Raw genomic sequence first — 17,512 nt, forward strand, 5'->3', positions numbered from 1 at the left:
GCCAGCTATCAGCTTATGCCGGGAATGCCGCAATCTGCAGAGTCAGAAGCGCAGCAATTCAAAACGCATAATCCGGCCACCAGACTTGCCCGCAGGTAGCAAGCACATAACAAACTGCAGCCTCACAACGGCGGGCGGCTCCAGCGCGTCGTGATAGCAGCATATCTGCCATTACTGCGTATCATCGACAAGCCTTGATCCAGCTGCCGCAGTGCGCTTTCCGCCCGCAAATTGGTTCGGGAAAAACTCAGATACAGCGGGTTTTCTATCACCTTGCCTACCACTTGCAGCTTTCCATACAGCTCATAGGAATAGGCACCCTGCAGATAGTCGGCCACCCGGGTGTACACCAGCGCGTAATCCAGCCGCCCCAGAGCCAGCTTGCGCAAACTGGCCAGATCATTGCGCGCGTACTCCTTGATCATGCGCCGGTCGGTTTCCACCTCGGTGCCGTAGGTATAGCCATTGGTCAGCCCCACCCGTTTGCCGGCCAGGTCGGCCAGGGTAACCGGCTGCGACTTGCCGCTCTGGGCATAGATGGTGATTGCGCCATGGAACAATGGCTGCTGGCCGAACAGGAAGCGGTCGCGGGTGCTGCTGTCCTGCAGCGAGTTGAAACAACCTACTTCGCGTCCAAGCTCGGTCTGCCGCATGCAGCGCGCGTACGGCATGCTGCGGAACAGCACCTCCACCCCCACCGCGCGGTAAGCCTCGCGCACGATCTCCACCGCCATGCCCACTATCTTGCCATTGTGCACGGCGGCAAACGGGTACCAGTCGTCCTCCACCGCCAGGGTGAGCCGCTCGGCGGCATGGCAGACAGGCAGTAGACAAGCCAGCAACAACAGGTAGGGACGCAACTTCACTCGCACACTCCGGCACTCGGATATTTATGCGGCTCATTCTGCCAGTTAAGAAAGTCATTAACCATTGCTTAAACAGGGTTTTAAAGAACGGGCACGGATTACCGGGGATACGCTATTTTCCCGGCTGGCAGGCAACAAAAACGCCCGCCCCGGTTACCGGGCGGGCGTTTTGAAATTTGCGGCCAACCTTGGCCGCAAGCCATGCCTTAGCCAGCGCTGACCGGAATCTTGCCAATCTTCACGCGCCACTCGGCCGGGCCGGTGTTGTGCACGGAAGTACCGTTGGAATCCACTGCCACGGTTACCGGCATATCCTGCACCTCGAACTCGTAGATGGCTTCCATGCCCAGATCCTCGAAGCCCACCACGCGGGAGGCCTTGATCGCCTTGGACACCAGGTAGGCGGAGCCGCCCACTGCCATCAGATACACCGCCTTGTTGTCCTTGATCGCCTCGATGGCGGTCGGGCCGCGCTCGGCCTTGCCGATCATGCCCAACAGGCCAGTCTGCTCCAGCATCTGGCGGGTGAACTTGTCCATGCGGGTAGCGGTGGTGGGGCCGGCCGGGCCAACCACTTCGTCGCGCACCGGGTCAACCGGGCCCACGTAGTAGATGAAGCGGTTGGTGAAGTCCACCGGCAGCTTCTCGCCCTTGTTCAGCATGTCCACCATGCGCTTGTGCGCGGCATCGCGGCCGGTGAGGATCTTGCCGTTGAGCAGCAGCACATCACCCGGCTGCCAGCTGGCCACTTCTTCCGGGGTGATGCTGTCCAGGTTCACGCGCTTGCCGTTGGAGCTGTCGTAGGTGATTTCCGGCCAGTCTTCCAGCTTCGGTGCTTCCAGTTTGGCTGGGCCGTTGCCGTCCAGGTGGAAATGCACGTGGCGGGTAGCGGCACAGTTCGGAATCATCGCAACCGGCAGGCTGGCGGCGTGGGTCGGGTAGTCCAGGATCTTCACGTCCAGCACGGTGGTCAGGCCGCCCAGGCCCTGCGCGCCGATGCCCAGCGCGTTCACCTTCTCGAAGATTTCCAGGCGCAGCGCTTCCACACGGCTCAGCTCGGCGCCGCTGGCGGCCTTGGCCTTCAGCTCGTGGATGTCCACGTGGTCCATCAGCGATTCCTTGGCCAGCAGCATGGCCTTTTCCGGGGTACCGCCGATGCCGATACCCAGAATGCCCGGCGGACACCAGCCGGCGCCCATGGTCGGTACCGTCTTGATCACCCAGTCAACGATGCTGTCGGACGGGTTCAGCGCGTAGAACTTGGACTTGTTCTCCGAGCCACCGCCCTTGGCGGCACAGATCACTTCCACGCCGTCGCCTTCCACGATCTCGAAGTGCACCACCGCCGGGGTGTTGTCCTTGGAGTTCTGACGCTTGCCGGCCGGATCCAGCAGCACGGAGGCGCGCAGCTTGTTGTCCGGGTTCAGGTAGGCGCGACGCACGCCTTCGTTGACCATCTCCTGCACGCTCAGGGTGCTGTCCCACTGCACTTTCATGCCCACTTTTAGGAACACCACGGCAATGCCGGTATCCTGGCAGATCGGGCGGTGGCCTTCGGCACACATGCGGCTGTTGATCAGGATCTGCGCCATGGCGTCCTTGGCCGCCGGGCTTTCTTCGTGCAGATACGCCTGGTACAGCGCGTCGATATAGTCTTTCGGGTGGTAGTAACTGATGTACTGGAAGGCATCGGCGATGCTCTGGATGAAGTCTTCCTGACGGATGATGGTCATTATTGCGATCTCCAGCGTGGGGCTGTTTCAGGTTAGCCCGCCCATTTTAGGCAGTTACGCTGCACTGCGCCATCGTTGGGTCACCACCACCGGGTTCGCCAGCCATGAACGGGCATGACGACACTGCCTGGCGGTGCAGCAATGCAAAAAGCCAACTCGAAGAGTTGGCTTTTTACTTGAAACTTGGTTGCGGGGGCAGGATTCGAACCTACGACCTTCGGGTTATGAGCCCGACGAGCTACCAGACTGCTCCACCCCGCGGCAGAGAAGAACAATAGTAACTGTAGACCATTTCCCCGTCAACAACTTTATCAATTTATTTTATGGCACGCGGTTCAGGCAGCGGTCTGCACATAGGCGTTGGCCGGGTACAGCACGCTTTCCACGCCTGCGGGGGTGCGCATGGTGACTTCGTAGCGGCGGCCGATGGCGCGCACGTTTACCACTTCGAAGCGCACGACTTCACCTTTGTCGGTTGTTTCCAGGATGTTATGGCCAGGCAACAGTTGGCTGATTTGCATGATATTTACCTTTGCGTTGTCATTCTTGTTATGCCGATTATGATTCGGAATGATAGTTTGTATTTACAAATTACTGTATTGCGATTGAATTGACCATAGGTAGTTTCACGGAGTTCCCGCTTGCCGCGGCAGAATGTCTACACATATGGCTTAAGCCTGTGGCAGCTTAGCCCAGCCGCATGACAGCGCTGTGACATGCATCAACAAAAACGCCCCGCTAGTAGCGGGGCGTTTGCTTGCCATGCTGGGGAAGGCTTAGCCGATGCGCATGCCCGGCTCGGCACCGTCGTCGGCATCCAGCAGGAACAGGCCGGAGCCGTCTTCCACGCCGGAGGCACACACGATCATGCCCTGCGACACGCCAAAGCGCATCTTGCGCTCGGCCAGGTTGGCTACCACGATCACCTTGCGGCCAACCAGCTTCTCGGGCTCCTGGTAGGCAGCGCGGATGCCGGAGAAGATGTTACGGGTTTCAAAGCCCAGGTCCACGCTGAACTGCAGCAGTTTGTCGGAGCCTTCCACAAAGTTGCAGGCCAGTACCTTGCCCACGCGCAGATCCAGCTTGGCAAAGTCGTCGATCTTGATGGTGTCGGCCAGCGGCTCGTAGTTGGCCGCGGCGGTCGGTGCTTGTGTTTCCATACTCTGTTTGTTCGCTTCGATGAGTTTGTCGATCAGCACCGGGTCGATGCGCTGCATCAGGTGCTGATACGGTTTGATGTGGTGGTTCAGCAGCAGCTGCTGCGCATCGGCCCACTGCAGCGGCTCGATGTTGAGGAACACTTCCACGCTCTCCGCCAGCTTGGGCAGTACCGGCTTCAGGTAAATGGTGAGCAGGCGGAAGGCGTTGATCAGCACGCTGCACACTTCGTGCAGGCGCGCGTCCTGGCCTTCCTGCTTGGCCAGATCCCACGGCTTGTTGGCGTCCACGTAGCCGTTGATGATGTCGGCAATGGCCATGATCTCGCGCAGCGCCTTGGCGTATTCGCGCGCTTCGAACGCGGCGGCGATGTTTTCCGCCTCATTGGCGATATTGCCCAGCAGTCGGGTTTCGTCTTCAACGTTGGCCGCAAGCTGGCCGCCGAAGCGCTTGGTAATGAAGCCGGCGGCGCGGCTGGCGATGTTGACGTACTTGCCCACCACATCGGAGTTCACCCGTGCCACAAAGTCGGACAGGCTCAGGTCGATGTCTTCGATGCGACCGTTGAGCTTGCCGGCGATGTAGTAGCGCATCCATTCCGGGTTCAGGCCGCAGTCGAGGTAGCTCTTGGCGGTGATGAAGGTGCCGCGCGACTTGGACATCTTCTGGCCGTCCACGGTGAGGAAGCCGTGGGCAAACACGCCGGTGGGCGCGCGGTAGCCGGCGTATTTCAGCATTGCCGGCCAGAACAGCGCGTGGAAGTACAGGATGTCCTTGCCGATGAAGTGGTACAGCTCGGCGTCGGAATCGGCGCGGAAGTAGTCGTCGAAATCGATGCCGCTGCGCTCGCACAGGTTCTTGAAGCTGGCCATGTAGCCGATAGGCGCGTCCAGCCACACATAGAAGTACTTGCCCGGTGCGTCCGGAATCTCGAAGCCGAAGTACGGCGCATCGCGGCTGATGTCCCAATCCTGCAGGCCGCCTTCGATCCACTCGTTCATCTTGTTCAGCGACTCGGGCTGCAGGTGCGGCTGGCTCACGCCGTCGGCACGCTTGCTGCTGCCGCCGGTCCAGCCCTTGAGGAAGTCCACGCACTCGCCCAGGCGGAAGAAGAAATGTTCGGAGGTCTTCAGCACCGGGGTGGCGCCGGATACCGCCGAGTACGGGTTCTTCAGCTCGGTGGGGTTGTAGGTGGCACCGCACACTTCGCAGTTGTCGCCGTACTGGTCCTTGGCACCGCACTTCGGGCATTCGCCCTTCACGAAGCGGTCCGGCAGGAACATCAGCTTTTCCGGGTCGAACAGCTGCTCGATGGTGCGGCTGACGATCTTGCCGTCGGCCTTCAGCGTCTTGTAGATGTGCTCGGCGAAGTGTTTGTTCTCCGGCGAGTTGGTGCTGTAGTAGTTGTCGTAGCCGATGTGGAAACCGCTGAAGTCGGCCAGGTGCTCGCTCTTCACGCGTTCGATCAGCTGCTCCGGGGTGATGCCCTGCTTTTCCGCCGCCAGCATGATGGGCGCGCCGTGGGTGTCATCGGCACACACATAATGGCAGTCATGACCACGCATCTTCTGGAAGCGCACCCAGACATCGGTCTGGATGTGTTCGAGCATGTGACCAAGGTGGATGGCGCCGTTGGCATACGGCAGCGCGCTGGTTACCAGAATCTTGCGTTTGCTGGGTTTGGTCATGGGTGCATCCCGGTTGGTATTCTGAAACGGTCGATTATAGCGGCCAAGCCTGGCCTTACCCACCCCTTTTGCTTGGCTGCAGGGGCAGGCAAATGGTTGGCCGCAAGCCATGCGGCCAACATTGTGCTTACGCGCCCTGCGGCAGCAGGTCGGGGTCGCTGCGCTCTGCCATGGCCAGCTTCACCTGCGGCCGCGCCAGCCGCACGAACGCAGCGGCGAACAACAGCGCCATCACGGCAAAGCCCGGCAGTCCGGCAACCAGGTAGGCCCAGCGGAACAGCTCGATGCCCAGCGCGTAGCCGGCCATCGACAGCATGCTCATGCCGGCGGACACAATGCCCTTGGCCTGGATGCTGGCGGTAAGCGCAAAACGGTACAACACGGCAAAGGACAGCCCCTCGCCCAGCGCCATCAGCGACATGCCCAGTGCCAGGTAGACGTGGCGATTGCTTGCAAACACCACGCTGCCCAGCATCAGCACCAGGCCGGCCAGCAGCGGCCACATGCCCACCAGCACCGAGCGCCCCAGCGGCCAGCGTTCCGCCACCAGCGCCAGCAGCAGGTTGCCACCGATCAGGCCGGCAAATACCGGAATCTGCCACAGGCCGTACTGCAGCGCCGACAGCCCCATGTCTTCCACCAGCAGCACCGGCGACAGCGCGATCCACGCCATCAGCGGCATGGCCAGCAGCGGGATGCACAGCGCGGCACGCACGAAACGGCCATGGCGCAGCAGGCGCGAATAGCCCTGCCACAGCGCGCGTGGCGTCAACTTTACCTCCGGCGAGGGCTGACGGGTTTCCGGCATCTTCCACCACAGCCCGATCAGCGCCAGCAGTGAGCAAACGGCGATCAGCAGGAAGCCGGTGCGCCACGGCGCCAGTGTCACCAGCGCGGCGCCGGCCAGCGGGCCGGCCAGCGGCGCGATCAGCGCCACATTGGCCATCAGCGCGGTAACGCGCACCGCGGTGGTTTCGGCATAGGCCTCCTGGATGGCGGCATAGCCGACGGCATTGATGAAGCACAGCCCGAAGCCCTGCAACACACGCAGCAGCATATAACTGTGAATATCGCTTACCAGGTAGGTGGCCAGGCAGCTGGCGGTAAACCATATCACCCCGCCCAGCAGCACCGGGCGGCGACCAAAGCGGTCGGAAAGCGGGCCGGTGAGCCACGGCAGCAGCGCGCCGCCCAGCAGGTAGGCGGTCATCGACAGCGGCACCCAGGAGGTATCGACGCCGAATTCCTGTACCACCAGCAGCATGGCCGGCTGGGCCATGTCATTGCCGATGTAGACGGCGAACTCGAACAGCACCAGCGCCAGCGGGAACAGCAGCGTGGTGAGATTGAGACGGGAAATCTTGTGTTGCTGATTCAAACGGAAACCTCGGACGCGGCGCGGAACAATGCACCATTCCGCGCAAAAAAAGGGGCGGATTCTACGCCAAATCAGCCAGTTATCCAAGCCGAGCATGCCGGGCGGGGCCCAGCGGCGCACAATCGGCAAGCTTTGGGCTATCATTTCCGCCATTGTTGCCGGCTCGCATCCGGCCATTATTCCGACTAAAATAGTCGGCTATCCAATCAGGCCACTCCGCTATGTTCTCCCGAATCGGCAAACTGTTCGGCGCCGGCGCCGACGACTCTGCACGGAACACCACCATGACCTCCAGCTCTACCTACAGCGACGACGACATCCTGGCCGCCCTCGGCACCCTGCTCGACCCGGACACCGGCAAGCCCTATCGCCATGCCAAGGGCGTGAGCATTGCGGCCAACAGTGCCGCCGAGCTGGTAGTGAACGTTACCCTGCCCTACCCGGCGCAGAGCCGCTTTGCCGCCATCCGCGAGGAGTTTCTGGCCGCGCTGGCGCCGTTTGCCGCCGGCCGCCAGCCGGTGGTGAACGTGGCCAGCCAGATCACCAGCCACGCGGTACAGCGCGGCATGTCGCCACTGCCGGGGGTGAAGAACATCATCGCCGTATCGTCCGGCAAGGGCGGCGTGGGCAAATCCACCACCGCGGCCAACCTGGCGCTGGCGCTGGCGGCCGAAGGCGCCCGCGTCGGCATTCTGGATGCCGACATCTACGGCCCGTCGCAACCCTTGATGATGGGCCAGCAGGGCCACAAGCCGGAGGCGGACAACGGCAAGCTGCTGCCGCTCATCGCTTACGGCGTGCAGACCATGTCCATCGGCTACCTGGTGGACGAAGACCAGGCCATGGTGTGGCGCGGCCCGATGGTGAGCCAGGCACTGCAGCAGCTGTTGAACGACACGCTGTGGGACAACCTTGATTACCTGGTGATCGACATGCCGCCGGGCACCGGTGACATCCAGCTGACGCTGTCGCAGAAGGTGCCGGTAACCGGCGCCATCATCGTGACCACACCGCAGGACATCGCGCTGCTGGATGCGAAAAAAGGCCTGAAGATGTTCGAGAAGGTAGGTGTGCCGGTGCTGGGCATCGTCGAGAACATGGCCATGCATGTGTGCAGCAACTGCGGCCACGAAGAACACATCTTCGGCCACGGTGGCGCGGAAAAAATGGCGGAACAGTACGGCGTGCCGGTGCTGGGCTCGCTGCCGCTGGATCTGGCCATCCGCCTGGCGACCGACGAAGGCAAGCCGACCGTGGTGGCAGAGCCGGACAGCAAGCTGGCCGCACGCTACCAGCAAATCGCCCGCAAGCTGGCGGTGAAGGTGGGTGAGAAGGCACGCGACTTCTCCAGCAAGATTCCCAAGATCGTGATCCAGAACAACTGAGCGGGCAGCGCATGATCGGCATGTTCGATTCCGGCCTCGGCGGCCTGTCGGTATGGCGGCAACTGGTGCGCGCGCTGCCGCACGAGTCGGTGCTGTACCTGGCCGACCAGGGCTATTGCCCGTATGGCGGCCGCAGCCAGGACGAGATCATCGCCCGTTCCGAGGTGATTACCGACTACCTGCTGGCGCAGGGCGCCACCCTGCTGCTGATTGCCTGCAATACCGCCACCAGCGCCGCGGTGCGCCACCTGCGCGCCAAACACCCGGCACTGCCGATTGTCGGCATGGAGCCGGCGATCAAGCCGGCGGTGCAGGCCACGCAGAGCGGCCGCGTCGGCGTGCTGGCTACCCGTGCCACGCTGGCCGGCAGCAAGTTCCGCGAGCTGGCCGAGCAGTTCCGCGAGCACGCGCAGATTGTCAGCCAACCGGGCGACGGCTTTGTGGAGCTGGTGGAAAGCGGCGATCTGGCCAGCCAGCAAGCGCGCGACACCGTTGGCCGCGCGCTGGCGCCGCTGCTGGCCGCCGGCGTGGACCACGTGGTGCTGGGCTGCACCCATTACCCCTTCCTGGCGCCGCTGCTGCGCGAGCTGCTGCCGGCGCAGATCGACCTGATCGACCCCAGCGATGCGGTGGTGCGCCAGACCGCGCGCCTGCTGGACCAGCACCAGCTTGCCGCGCCGGCGGATGCCGTGGCGCAGTATCGTTTTGCCAGCACCGGCGACACGGCCAGCATGCAGACCTTCATGCAGCAGATCCTGGGGCGCAGCGACGTGGTGGAGTATTTGCCGCTGCCCGGTTGATAACCGCGCCGGCATGACAATGCGGCCAACCTGCAAAGGTTGTCCGCATGTTTTTGGATCAATAACTACACGTAGGTTGGTGTCGAGCGAAGCGAGGCCCAACGTTTACCGCGTAGGGCTTTGTATCCGCTGCGCGGATGATATTTGAAGTCGCCGGTTCCGCCCGGCGGACGGGCCAGGGGGCGTGCCGCCGCCCCCTCGCGACCCCGCTCGCCCTAATGGTCCGCGAAACCCCGGCCAAAAAGGCATTCGCCAGGCGCCGGCAATTCGCCGTTTGCTAACGTCAAACGGCTCAGGTGCCGTCTTAAAACCTGGCGAACACCCTTTTGACCGGCGCTCCCCGTAGGGCAATCTGGCGCCTCACCACGTTGGCCGCATGCTTTTCAGCGCGACAGCCAAGACGGTATCTCTAGCCCGCCGCCTGCAGCGCCTGCTCCACGTCGGCCCAGATGTCATCGATATGCTCGATGCCAATCGACAAGCGCACCATTTCCGGCCGCACGCCGGCGCGCAGCTGCTCTTCCGGCGACAGCTGGCGGTGGGTAGTGGACGCCGGGTGGCAGGCCAGGCTCTTGGCATCACCGATGTTCACCAGGCGGGTCACCAGTTGCAGTGCGTCGATGAAGCGGCCGCCCGCCTCCACCCCACCCTTGATGCCGAACGACAGGATGCCGGAGGCGCGGCCGCCCAGATATTTGTCCACCAGCGGGCGGCTGGGGTGGCCTTCCAGCCCGGCGTATTCCACCCAGGCCACCGCCGGGTGCTGGGCCAGCCGCTGCGCCACTTTCAGGGTGTTGTCGCAGATGCGGTCCATGCGCAGCGCCAGGGTTTCGATACCCAGCAGGATCTGGTGCGCGTTGAACGGCGAGATGGCGGCACCCATATTGCGCAGCGGCACCACGCGGGCGCGGGCAATGTAGGCGGCGGCGCCCAGCGCCTGCACGTAGTTCACACCGTGGTAGCTCACGTCCGGGGTATTCAGGCGCACGAAGCGTTGTGCATGCTCGCCCCACGGAAATTTGCCGGAATCCACGATGATGCCGCCGATGCTGCCGCCGTGGCCGCCCATGTATTTGGTGAGGCTGTGCACCACGATGTCGGCGCCGTGCTCGAACGGGCGGCACAGGTAGGGCGACGGCACGGTGTTGTCCACGATCAGCGGCAAGCCGTGCTTGTGCGCCTCCTCGGCAAAAGCGCCGAAGTCCACCACATTGCCCAGCGGGTTGCCGATGGATTCGCAGAACACTGCCTTGGTCTTGTCGTCCACGTTGGCCGCAATCGCCTGCGGGTCACGCGGGTCGATGAAGCGCACGGTAATACCCAGCTGCGGGAAGGTATGCGCAAACAGATTGTAGGTGCCGCCATACAGCGTGCTGGTGGCGATGATATTGTCGCCGGCCTCGGCAATGGTCTGGATGGCGTAAGTGATGGCGGCCATGCCGGAGGCCAGTGCCAGCGCGCCGATACCACCTTCCAGCTCGGCCACCCGCTGCTCCAGCACCGCGGTGGTGGGGTTCATGATGCGGGTGTAGATATTGCCCTGCACCTTCAGGTCGAACAGGTCGGCGCCGTGCTGGGTGCTGTCGAAGGCATAGCTGGTGGTCTGGTACAGCGGCACCGCCACCGCCTTGGTGGTGGGATCCGGGCTGTAGCCGCCATGGACGGCAATGGTTTCCAGTTTAAACGATTTATTATTGCTCATCTCAGATTATCCCTTGGTATTGTGTTGCGTCTGTGCTTGGCGGAAAATGCTGCCGCCACTACCTTAGCGCGAACTCGCTTCAGGACAAACCAATAAAAGCGTATGTCTTGATCAATATCCTGACTATCAAATCACCACCCTGCTTTCCCGGCCAGCTGCATTAGCCTCGACTATGCTGCAGTAGCCGACACCCCAGTGCTCTCATGACCTTGCCCCGCTTTTCCCTGTTCAGCTCCCCCAGCAGCAAGCTTTCCTGGCTGCTATTGCTGCTGCTCGCCATGCTGGGCGGCATCGTGCTGTTCTATCACCAGGCCAACCAGCGGCTGGTGGGCGAGCTGAACAGCCTGAACGGCATCCATGCGGCCAACCTGCGCACCAGCAGCCAGATGCTGGGGCTGCTGGGCTCGGTGCAGAATCAGCTGGGCCAGTTGCTGGACGACGACAACGAGGACAGCCTGCGCTACGGCGAACTGAACCGGCAGATTGCCTTGATCGAAGCACGGCTGGCGCAATTGCAGCAGCTGCCGCGCCAGCTCACGCCGCCGCCACTGCAGCAGGAAAACACCCGGCAAATTGCCATGCTGCAGGCGGAAATCGCCCGTGATATGGACAGCTTTGCGCAGCAGGTATCCGGCCTGCTGCTGCTGGTGCAGGCCGACAGCAGGCATGCCCGCCGCCAGGCGCGCCTCGTCACCCGCCAGGTACGCGACGATACCGAGCAGCTGGCCCAGCTGGTGCAATTGCAGGAACAGGCCACCCAGCACGCGTTTGACCGCTACCTGGAGCAGGCCAGCAACCGCTTCAAGATCATCGAGCTGCCCCTCTTGTCGCTGATGCTGCTGGTGCTGCTGCTGATGCTGCGCACCTTCCGCCGCATCGGCAGCCAGATGCGCACTACCGAACGCACCCTGCTGCAACTCAGCGCCGGCGATACCGATGTACAGCTGCCGGAGGACAACGATGCCAGCTTCCAGCCCATCGTCACGGCCTTGCAGCGCTTCCGCAATTCCTTGCATGGCAACCGCCGCACACAGCAACAACTGGCGCAGCAAGTCGAAGAACGCACCGCCCACCTGCAGGCGGCCAACCAGCAACTGGCGGACGAGATCAGCCAGCGCCGCGAGGCGGAAAAGCACCGCCGCCTGTTCGAGATCGTATTCCGCAACACCGATAACGCGGTGCTGATCACCACCCCGGACAGCCGCATACTCACCGCCAACCAGGCCTACCTGCAGATGACCGGCCGCACGCTGGACGAACTGGTGGGACAGCAGCCGCCGATCAGCCGCTCCGGTCACCATGACAGCAATTTCTACCAGCAGCTGTGGCAGGAGCTGTCGCACCGAGGCCGCTGGCAGGGCGAGATCGTCAATCGCCACGTGGATGGCGCGCTGGTGCATGCGCTGCTAACCATCAACGCGGTGCACGACGGCGATGGCAGCCTGACGCACTATGTCGGCATCCTGTCCGATATCACCCAGCTGAAAGCGGCGGAAAACCAGCTGCGGCGCATGGCCTACTTCGACCCGCTGACCGCGCTGCCCAACCGCGTGATGCTGAAGAACCGGCTGGAACACGAGATCGAGATCGCCGAGCAGGAAAAGAAAAGCTTCGCCGTGGTGATGCTGGACCTGGACCGCTTCAAGTTCGTCAACGACACCATGGGGCACAAGGCCGGCGACGAGCTGCTGATGGACGTGGCCGAACGCCTGCGCGGCACCATCCGCATAGAGGACACGGTGGCGCGCCTGTCCGGCGACGAGTTCTGCCTGATCCTGCGCGACAGCAGCCCCGCTCAGGCGGCGCTGATCTGCGAGGCGGTACTGCAGGTGCTGGGGCTGCCGTTCCGCCTTACCGAGCGCGATGCCGAGATCGGCGGCAGCCTTGGCATTGCCATGTTCCCGGCCGATGGCGACAACGTCACCACCCTGCTCAAGCATGCCGACGCCGCCATGTACCAGGCCAAGGCACAGGGCCGCAACCGCTACAGCTTCTTCGAGCCCGCCATCGGCGCGCGCCTGAAAGAGGAGATGGAGCTGTTCAGCGCCCTGCGCACCGCGGTGAAGCAAGGCGCCTTCACCCTGCATTACCAGCCGGTGATCGCGCTGCAGCCGGGGCTGCCGACCTACGCCGAGGCACTGCTGCGTTGGCCGCAGGGTGGCCAGCATGCCTCGCCCGGCGTGTTCATTCCGTTTGCCGAGAACCACGGCCTGATCGATGCCATCGGCGACTTCGTGCTGGACAACGCCTGTGACTTCGTGGCGCGGCAGCGCGATAACGGCCAGCCGCAGACTATCAGCATCAACCTGTCGGCCAAGCAGCTGGCGCAGGGCAACCTGCCGGCGCGGCTGGCAGCCAGGCTGGCCGACAGCGGCATCAGCCCGGCCTGCATCGAACTGGAGCTGACCGAATCGACGCTGATCCAGGACCTGGCCGCCATCGGTGGCACCCTGCAGCAGCTGCGCGATGAAGGTTTCCGCATCGCCATCGATGACTTTGGCGCCGGCTACTCCTCGCTCAACTACCTGCTGGAACTGCCGGTGGACAAGGTGAAGATCGATCAGCGCTTCATCGGCGGCCTGGGCGACAACCCGCGCAACCAGGCGGTGGTGGCTGCCATCCTGGAGCTGGCGCGCGCCATCGGCGTGCAGACCGTGGCCGAAGGGGTGGAAACCGCGGCACAGCTGGCCTTCCTGCGGGCGCATGGCTGCCATTACGTGCAGGGCTATTACTTCGCCCGCCCGATGCCGGAGGCGGACTACCTGGCCTTCCAGCTCCCGGCCGCCTGACACGGCAACGCCCCGCACGGGGCGGGGCGTTGCCGTCACTAGCTGCAGGCACAGTCTTGGCGGTCAAGCCGTGTAAAACCATGCGGCCAACGTGGTACAGCAGCCAGGCTGCCCTACGGGGAGCGCCGGTCAAAATGGTGTTCGCCAGGTTTTAAGACGGCAGCTGAGCCGTTTGACGTTAGCAAACGGCGAATTGCCGGCGCCTGGCGAATGCCATTTTGAGCGGGGTTTCGCGGACCATTAGGGCGAGCGGGGTCGCCAGGGGGCGGCGGCACGCCCCCTGGCCCGTACGCCGGGCGGAACCGGCGACTTCAAACAACATCCGCGCAGCGGATTCACCAGGACGGTGCAACACGACAACGCCCCGCACGGGGCGGGGCGTCATGTTGATACGGAGGGCGGGGTGAAGCCGCCCAGAGGCGCAGCCTCAACCTCAGCTATCTGCGTCAGCCAGCGGCGGCGGCGCAATCACCAGCACCTTGTCCACCCGGGTGCGGTCCATGTCCACCACCTCAAAGCAGAAGCCGTTCCATTCCACCTTGTCGGCAGCAACCGGCACCTTGCCCAGCATGAACATCACGAAGCCACCCAGCGTCTGGAAGTCGCCGGATTCCTCGCCTTCGATGCTGTCCAGGTCGAAGTGCTCCTTGAAGTCGTCCAGCGCCATCATGCCGTCCACCAGCCAGCTGCCATCCTCGCGCTGCACGATTTCCTGATCGGTATCGGACAGGTCGGTGGGCAGGTCGCCGACAATGGCCTCCAGCACATCGTTGATCGACACCAGGCCTTCGATCTCGCCGTATTCATCCACCACCAGCGCGGTGTGGTTGCGGGTGCGCTTGAACTGCTCCAGCAGCTGCATCGGCGAGATGGCTTCCGGCACGTACAGCGGCGGGCGCACCAGCCCCTCCAGCGTGACCGAGGCATCCTCCAGCAGACGATGCAGCAAGTCCTTGGCCTGCACGAAGCCCAGCACGTTCTCGAAGCCGCCACGCACTACCGGGTAACGGGTGAACACGCTGCCACGCACGATGCGCAGGTTGTCCTCGATGGGGTCTTCCACATCCAGCACCACGATGTCCTTGCGTGGCGTCATGATGGACACCACCTTCTTTTCATCCAGGCTGAAGATGTTTTCCACCAGCTCCTGCTCGGCGCGCTCGAAAATGCCTTCCTCGGCGCCCTGCTCCATCAGCACCTTGATTTCTTCTTCGGTGATGGACGGATCGGTGTTCTTTTTTACCCCCAGCACCCGCAGCACTGCCTCGGTGGACAGGCTCAGCAGCCGCACCAGCGGCGCAGTGGCACGCGCCAGCAGCAGCATCGGGCGGGCCAGGATGGAGGCCAGCAGCTCCGGGTTCTGCATGCCCACGCGTTTGGGCACCAGTTCGCCGATGATCAGCGAGAAATAGGTAATGCCGATCACGGTCACGCCCAGCGCGATCGGTCGCGCCAGTTCGGCCAGCAGTGGCACGGTAAGCAGGTAGGCCTGCAGGCGGTCGGCAATGGCGGCCTCACCGAAGGCACCGGACAGAATGCCGATCAGGGTGATGCCGATCTGAATGGTGGAGAGAAAACGGGTGGGTTCGTCTGCGAGACGGAGTGCGGCAGCGGCGCCGCGGTTGCCTTCGTCTGCCCACTGCTGCAGGCGCACCTTGCGCGAGGAAACGATGGCGATTTCGGTCATGGCAAAAATGCCGTTCACCAGAAACAGTACAACCAGTATGAGCACGTCCATTGGACAGTGAGACCCCTTTATTACGCAGAAGGCCACATTCTACATGCCCGTGGCAATTTCACCAGTAGCGCATGTGCCGGCCGGGAAGGTGCCGCGCGGCAATGGCAGCCAGGACTGGCTATAGTCAACAGGCATCAACTGTTGCAAGCCCCACTTATGTCTGCAGGAGATTCGCATGCGACCGCTCTCCCTGCGCACCCACCTGCTGTTGCTGGTGGGCGGCGCCATTACCGCCTGTATCGTGCTGGCGCTCTCCGGGCTGGCCGGCAGCCGTTACCTGGCCGGCGAGGTATCCCAGCTGCTGGTCACCCAGAAGATGATCCGCCAGCAGACCGAGGCCGACATGATGCACGACGCCATCCGCGGTGATGTGTTGTCGGCGCTGTACCGGCTCAGCCGCGGCGAAAGCGACAAGCTGGCAGCAATCCGCGACGATGCCAAGGCGCACGGCGACAGCTTCCGGCAGCTGCTTGCGGCCAACCGGGAGTTGGCCGGCAACAGCCCGCTAGGCAGTGAGATCGACAAGGTTCTGCCACTGGTGCAGCGCTACATCGACAGTGCTGGCCGCATTACCGGCCAGGCTGGCGGCCAGATGGAACTGGCGCTGCAGGCCCTGCCCGGCTTCGAGGCCGACTTCAAGACCCTGGAAGACGGCATGGAGGCGCTGACCGATAGCATAGAAGCCCAGTCCAGCCATTCGGAAAGTGGGGTCACCGATGCGGTAAACCGCCAGGCCATGCTCAGCCTGCTGCTGGGCGGCATCGCCGCCGTACTGCTGCTGGCCTATGCGCTGTACCTGATACGCATCCTGCTGCTACCGCTGCAGCGGCTGACCCATACCGCCAACCGCGTCAGCCAGAGCGGCGACCTGTCGCTACGGGTGGACGAGCGGGCCGGGCTGGAGCTGTCGCAGGCCATCCGCGCCTTCAACGGCATGCTGCAGTCGCAACAGGCGCTGGTGAGCGGGCTGCGCGAAGTCAGCAATTCGCTGCAGCACAGCGCCAGCAGCATTGGCGGCCTCACCCGCCGCCTGCACCATGATGCCGAGACCCAATGTGCCGCCGCGGAGCGCATCAGCGAGGCAATCAGCCAGATGAGCACCAGTGTGGGCACGGTCAGCGACAGCACCCATCACGCGCTGCAGCGCACCCTGCATGCCGGGCAGCAGGCCAGTGACAGCAGCCGCACGGTGACGCTGGCGGCCGATGCCATTCTGGCCGCCAGCGAATCGGTGCAGCAGGTGTCGGGCGTGATCCACTCGCTGGACAACCGCGCCCGCGATGTCAGCCAAGTGGTAAATACCATCAGCGGCATTGCCGAGCAGACCAATATGCTGGCGCTGAATGCCGCCATCGAGGCCGCCCGCGCCGGCGAATCCGGCCGCGGTTTCGCCGTGGTGGCGGATGAAGTGCGCGCGCTGGCGGTACGCACCTCGACCGCCACCGTGGAGATCCAGCAGATCGTCACCGGCATCCAGGAATCGGCCCGCCAGGCCGTGGAGGCGATGCAGCGCAGCATCCAGCAGGTGGCGCAGAGCTCGCAGCAGGCGCAGATGGCCGGCAGTGCCATCGAGGATATCCAGAGCGGCGCCCGCGACAGCGCCGAAACCATGCAGCGCATCCACGCCGAGCTGCAGCAGCAGGCAAACAGCAGCCACACCATCGCCAGCGATGCCGACCAGGTATCCACCATGGCGCGTGACAGCCTGGGCAGCGCGCGCGAGGTAGCGGAGGAAACCGGCCAGCTGGAAGCGCTGGCCGGCAAGCTGGATCAGTCGCTACGCGGTTTCAGTGTCTGAGGGGTGCAGCGCCAGCTGCATATCGATTTCCACCGCCGCATTCTTGGGCAGCTGATACACCCCCAGCGAGGTGCGGGTATGCACGCCGGCGTTGCCAAGCACGCGACACAGTAGCTCGGATGCGGCATTGGCCACCTCGCTCTGACGACTGAAGCCGGCAGCGCTCTGCACATATACATTCATGCGCAGCACCCGGGCCACAGGCTGCAGCGAACCCAGCGTCTGCTGCAGCAGGATCAGGCAGCGCAAGACACTGATGCGCGCTGCATGACAGGCGGCATCTTCGCTGCATTCGTCGCCCACCTTGCCCGTTACCACCACGGTATCCCCCACCCGTGGCACCTGGCCACTGATGAAGACCTCGCTGCCATGCTGCAGGATAGGCGTGTACTGACCGCCTATCTTCAACGTTTCCGCCGGATCCAGCCCGACTTCCGCACAACACGCGGCCAACACTTGCTCTGGTGACATATCCCC

The 17,512-nt window shown here is 63.4% G+C and carries 12 protein-coding genes and 1 tRNA gene; 4 read left to right on the forward strand and 9 right to left on the reverse strand.

Annotated elements, in window-relative coordinates:
- Positions 1-122: 122 nt before the first annotated feature.
- From ACFOKJ_RS02700 to ACFOKJ_RS02725, 6 genes are all read right to left on the reverse strand, one after another.
- Positions 123-866: a substrate-binding periplasmic protein gene (locus ACFOKJ_RS02700; RefSeq protein WP_390276453.1), complete on the reverse strand. Its 744-nt coding sequence runs from the start codon at positions 864-866 to the stop codon at positions 123-125.
- A gap of 206 nt (positions 867-1,072) precedes the next feature.
- Positions 1,073-2,599 carry a fumarate hydratase gene (locus ACFOKJ_RS02705; RefSeq protein ID WP_390276454.1) on the reverse strand — a complete coding sequence of 509 codons (1,527 nt, stop codon included), beginning with the start codon at positions 2,597-2,599 and terminating at the stop codon, positions 1,073-1,075.
- A gap of 184 nt (positions 2,600-2,783) precedes the next feature.
- Positions 2,784-2,860, reverse strand: a tRNA-Met gene (locus ACFOKJ_RS02710).
- A 74-nt stretch (positions 2,861-2,934) separates the two neighbouring features.
- Entirely contained in the window at positions 2,935-3,120 is a 186-nt protein-coding gene (locus tag ACFOKJ_RS02715) for a hypothetical protein (protein ID WP_390276456.1), read from the reverse strand.
- A 255-nt stretch (positions 3,121-3,375) separates the two neighbouring features.
- Entirely contained in the window at positions 3,376-5,445 is a 2,070-nt protein-coding gene (gene metG / locus ACFOKJ_RS02720) for a methionine--tRNA ligase (RefSeq protein ID WP_390276458.1), read from the reverse strand.
- 127 nt (positions 5,446-5,572) lie between these two features.
- Complete coding sequence (locus ACFOKJ_RS02725; RefSeq protein WP_390276459.1) at positions 5,573-6,823, reverse strand: MFS transporter; 1,251 nt, start codon at positions 6,821-6,823, stop codon at positions 5,573-5,575.
- A gap of 284 nt (positions 6,824-7,107) precedes the next feature.
- Here ACFOKJ_RS02725 and apbC point away from each other — a divergent pair, with 284 nt between their 5' ends.
- Together apbC and murI are read left to right on the forward strand one after the other, a co-directional pair.
- Complete coding sequence (gene apbC / locus ACFOKJ_RS02730) at positions 7,108-8,208, forward strand: iron-sulfur cluster carrier protein ApbC (RefSeq protein ID WP_390276460.1); 1,101 nt, start codon at positions 7,108-7,110, stop codon at positions 8,206-8,208.
- A gap of 11 nt (positions 8,209-8,219) precedes the next feature.
- The gene (murI, locus tag ACFOKJ_RS02735) at positions 8,220-9,008 is read left to right on the forward strand and encodes a glutamate racemase (RefSeq protein WP_390276461.1); all 789 of its coding nucleotides are present in this window, start codon (positions 8,220-8,222) and stop codon (positions 9,006-9,008) included.
- Positions 9,009-9,417: 409 nt separating this feature from the next.
- Here the strand turns inward: murI and ACFOKJ_RS02740 are convergent, their stop codons facing one another.
- Positions 9,418-10,710: an O-acetylhomoserine aminocarboxypropyltransferase/cysteine synthase family protein gene (locus ACFOKJ_RS02740; protein WP_390276462.1), complete on the reverse strand. Its 1,293-nt coding sequence runs from the start codon at positions 10,708-10,710 to the stop codon at positions 9,418-9,420.
- A gap of 203 nt (positions 10,711-10,913) precedes the next feature.
- Here ACFOKJ_RS02740 and ACFOKJ_RS02745 point away from each other — a divergent pair, with 203 nt between their 5' ends.
- Positions 10,914-13,499: an EAL domain-containing protein gene (locus ACFOKJ_RS02745; RefSeq protein WP_390276463.1), complete on the forward strand. Its 2,586-nt coding sequence runs from the start codon at positions 10,914-10,916 to the stop codon at positions 13,497-13,499.
- Between the two features lie 433 nt (positions 13,500-13,932).
- Here ACFOKJ_RS02745 and ACFOKJ_RS02750 read toward each other — a convergent pair whose 3' ends face one another.
- Entirely contained in the window at positions 13,933-15,237 is a 1,305-nt protein-coding gene (locus ACFOKJ_RS02750; RefSeq protein WP_390276464.1) for a hemolysin family protein, read from the reverse strand.
- 175 nt (positions 15,238-15,412) lie between these two features.
- Between ACFOKJ_RS02750 and ACFOKJ_RS02755 the strand changes: the two genes are divergently transcribed.
- On the forward strand, positions 15,413-17,035 hold the full coding sequence (locus tag ACFOKJ_RS02755) for a methyl-accepting chemotaxis protein (protein ID WP_390276465.1): 1,623 nt from the start codon (positions 15,413-15,415) through the stop codon (positions 17,033-17,035).
- Here ACFOKJ_RS02755 and ACFOKJ_RS02760 read toward each other — a convergent pair.
- Complete coding sequence (locus ACFOKJ_RS02760; RefSeq protein ID WP_390276466.1) at positions 17,015-17,506, reverse strand: RidA family protein; 492 nt, start codon at positions 17,504-17,506, stop codon at positions 17,015-17,017. The genes ACFOKJ_RS02755 and ACFOKJ_RS02760 overlap by 21 nt on opposite strands.
- Between the last annotated feature and the right edge of the window lie 6 nt (positions 17,507-17,512).

Origin of the sequence: Vogesella amnigena, assembly GCF_042648905.1 — a bacterium.
GTDB lineage: Bacteria > Pseudomonadota > Gammaproteobacteria > Burkholderiales > Chromobacteriaceae > Vogesella > Vogesella amnigena.

What these genes read in the sequence shown, in the direction of transcription:
- ACFOKJ_RS02750 (WP_390276464.1), bottom strand. Translation starts at nt 15,237, where the DNA reads ATGGACGTGCTCATACTGGTTGTACTGTTTCTGGTGAACGGCATTTTT.
- apbC (WP_390276460.1), top strand. Translation starts at nt 7,108, where the DNA reads ATGACCTCCAGCTCTACCTACAGCGACGACGACATCCTGGCCGCCCTC.
- ACFOKJ_RS02705 (WP_390276454.1), bottom strand. Translation starts at nt 2,599, where the DNA reads ATGACCATCATCCGTCAGGAAGACTTCATCCAGAGCATCGCCGATGCC.
- ACFOKJ_RS02740 (WP_390276462.1), bottom strand. Translation starts at nt 10,710, where the DNA reads ATGAGCAATAATAAATCGTTTAAACTGGAAACCATTGCCGTCCATGGC.
- murI (WP_390276461.1), top strand. Translation starts at nt 8,220, where the DNA reads ATGATCGGCATGTTCGATTCCGGCCTCGGCGGCCTGTCGGTATGGCGG.
- ACFOKJ_RS02745 (WP_390276463.1), top strand. Translation starts at nt 10,914, where the DNA reads ATGACCTTGCCCCGCTTTTCCCTGTTCAGCTCCCCCAGCAGCAAGCTT.
- metG (WP_390276458.1), bottom strand. Translation starts at nt 5,445, where the DNA reads ATGACCAAACCCAGCAAACGCAAGATTCTGGTAACCAGCGCGCTGCCG.
- ACFOKJ_RS02715 (WP_390276456.1), bottom strand. Translation starts at nt 3,120, where the DNA reads ATGCAAATCAGCCAACTGTTGCCTGGCCATAACATCCTGGAAACAACC.
- ACFOKJ_RS02755 (WP_390276465.1), top strand. Translation starts at nt 15,413, where the DNA reads ATGCGACCGCTCTCCCTGCGCACCCACCTGCTGTTGCTGGTGGGCGGC.
- ACFOKJ_RS02760 (WP_390276466.1), bottom strand. Translation starts at nt 17,506, where the DNA reads ATGTCACCAGAGCAAGTGTTGGCCGCGTGTTGTGCGGAAGTCGGGCTG.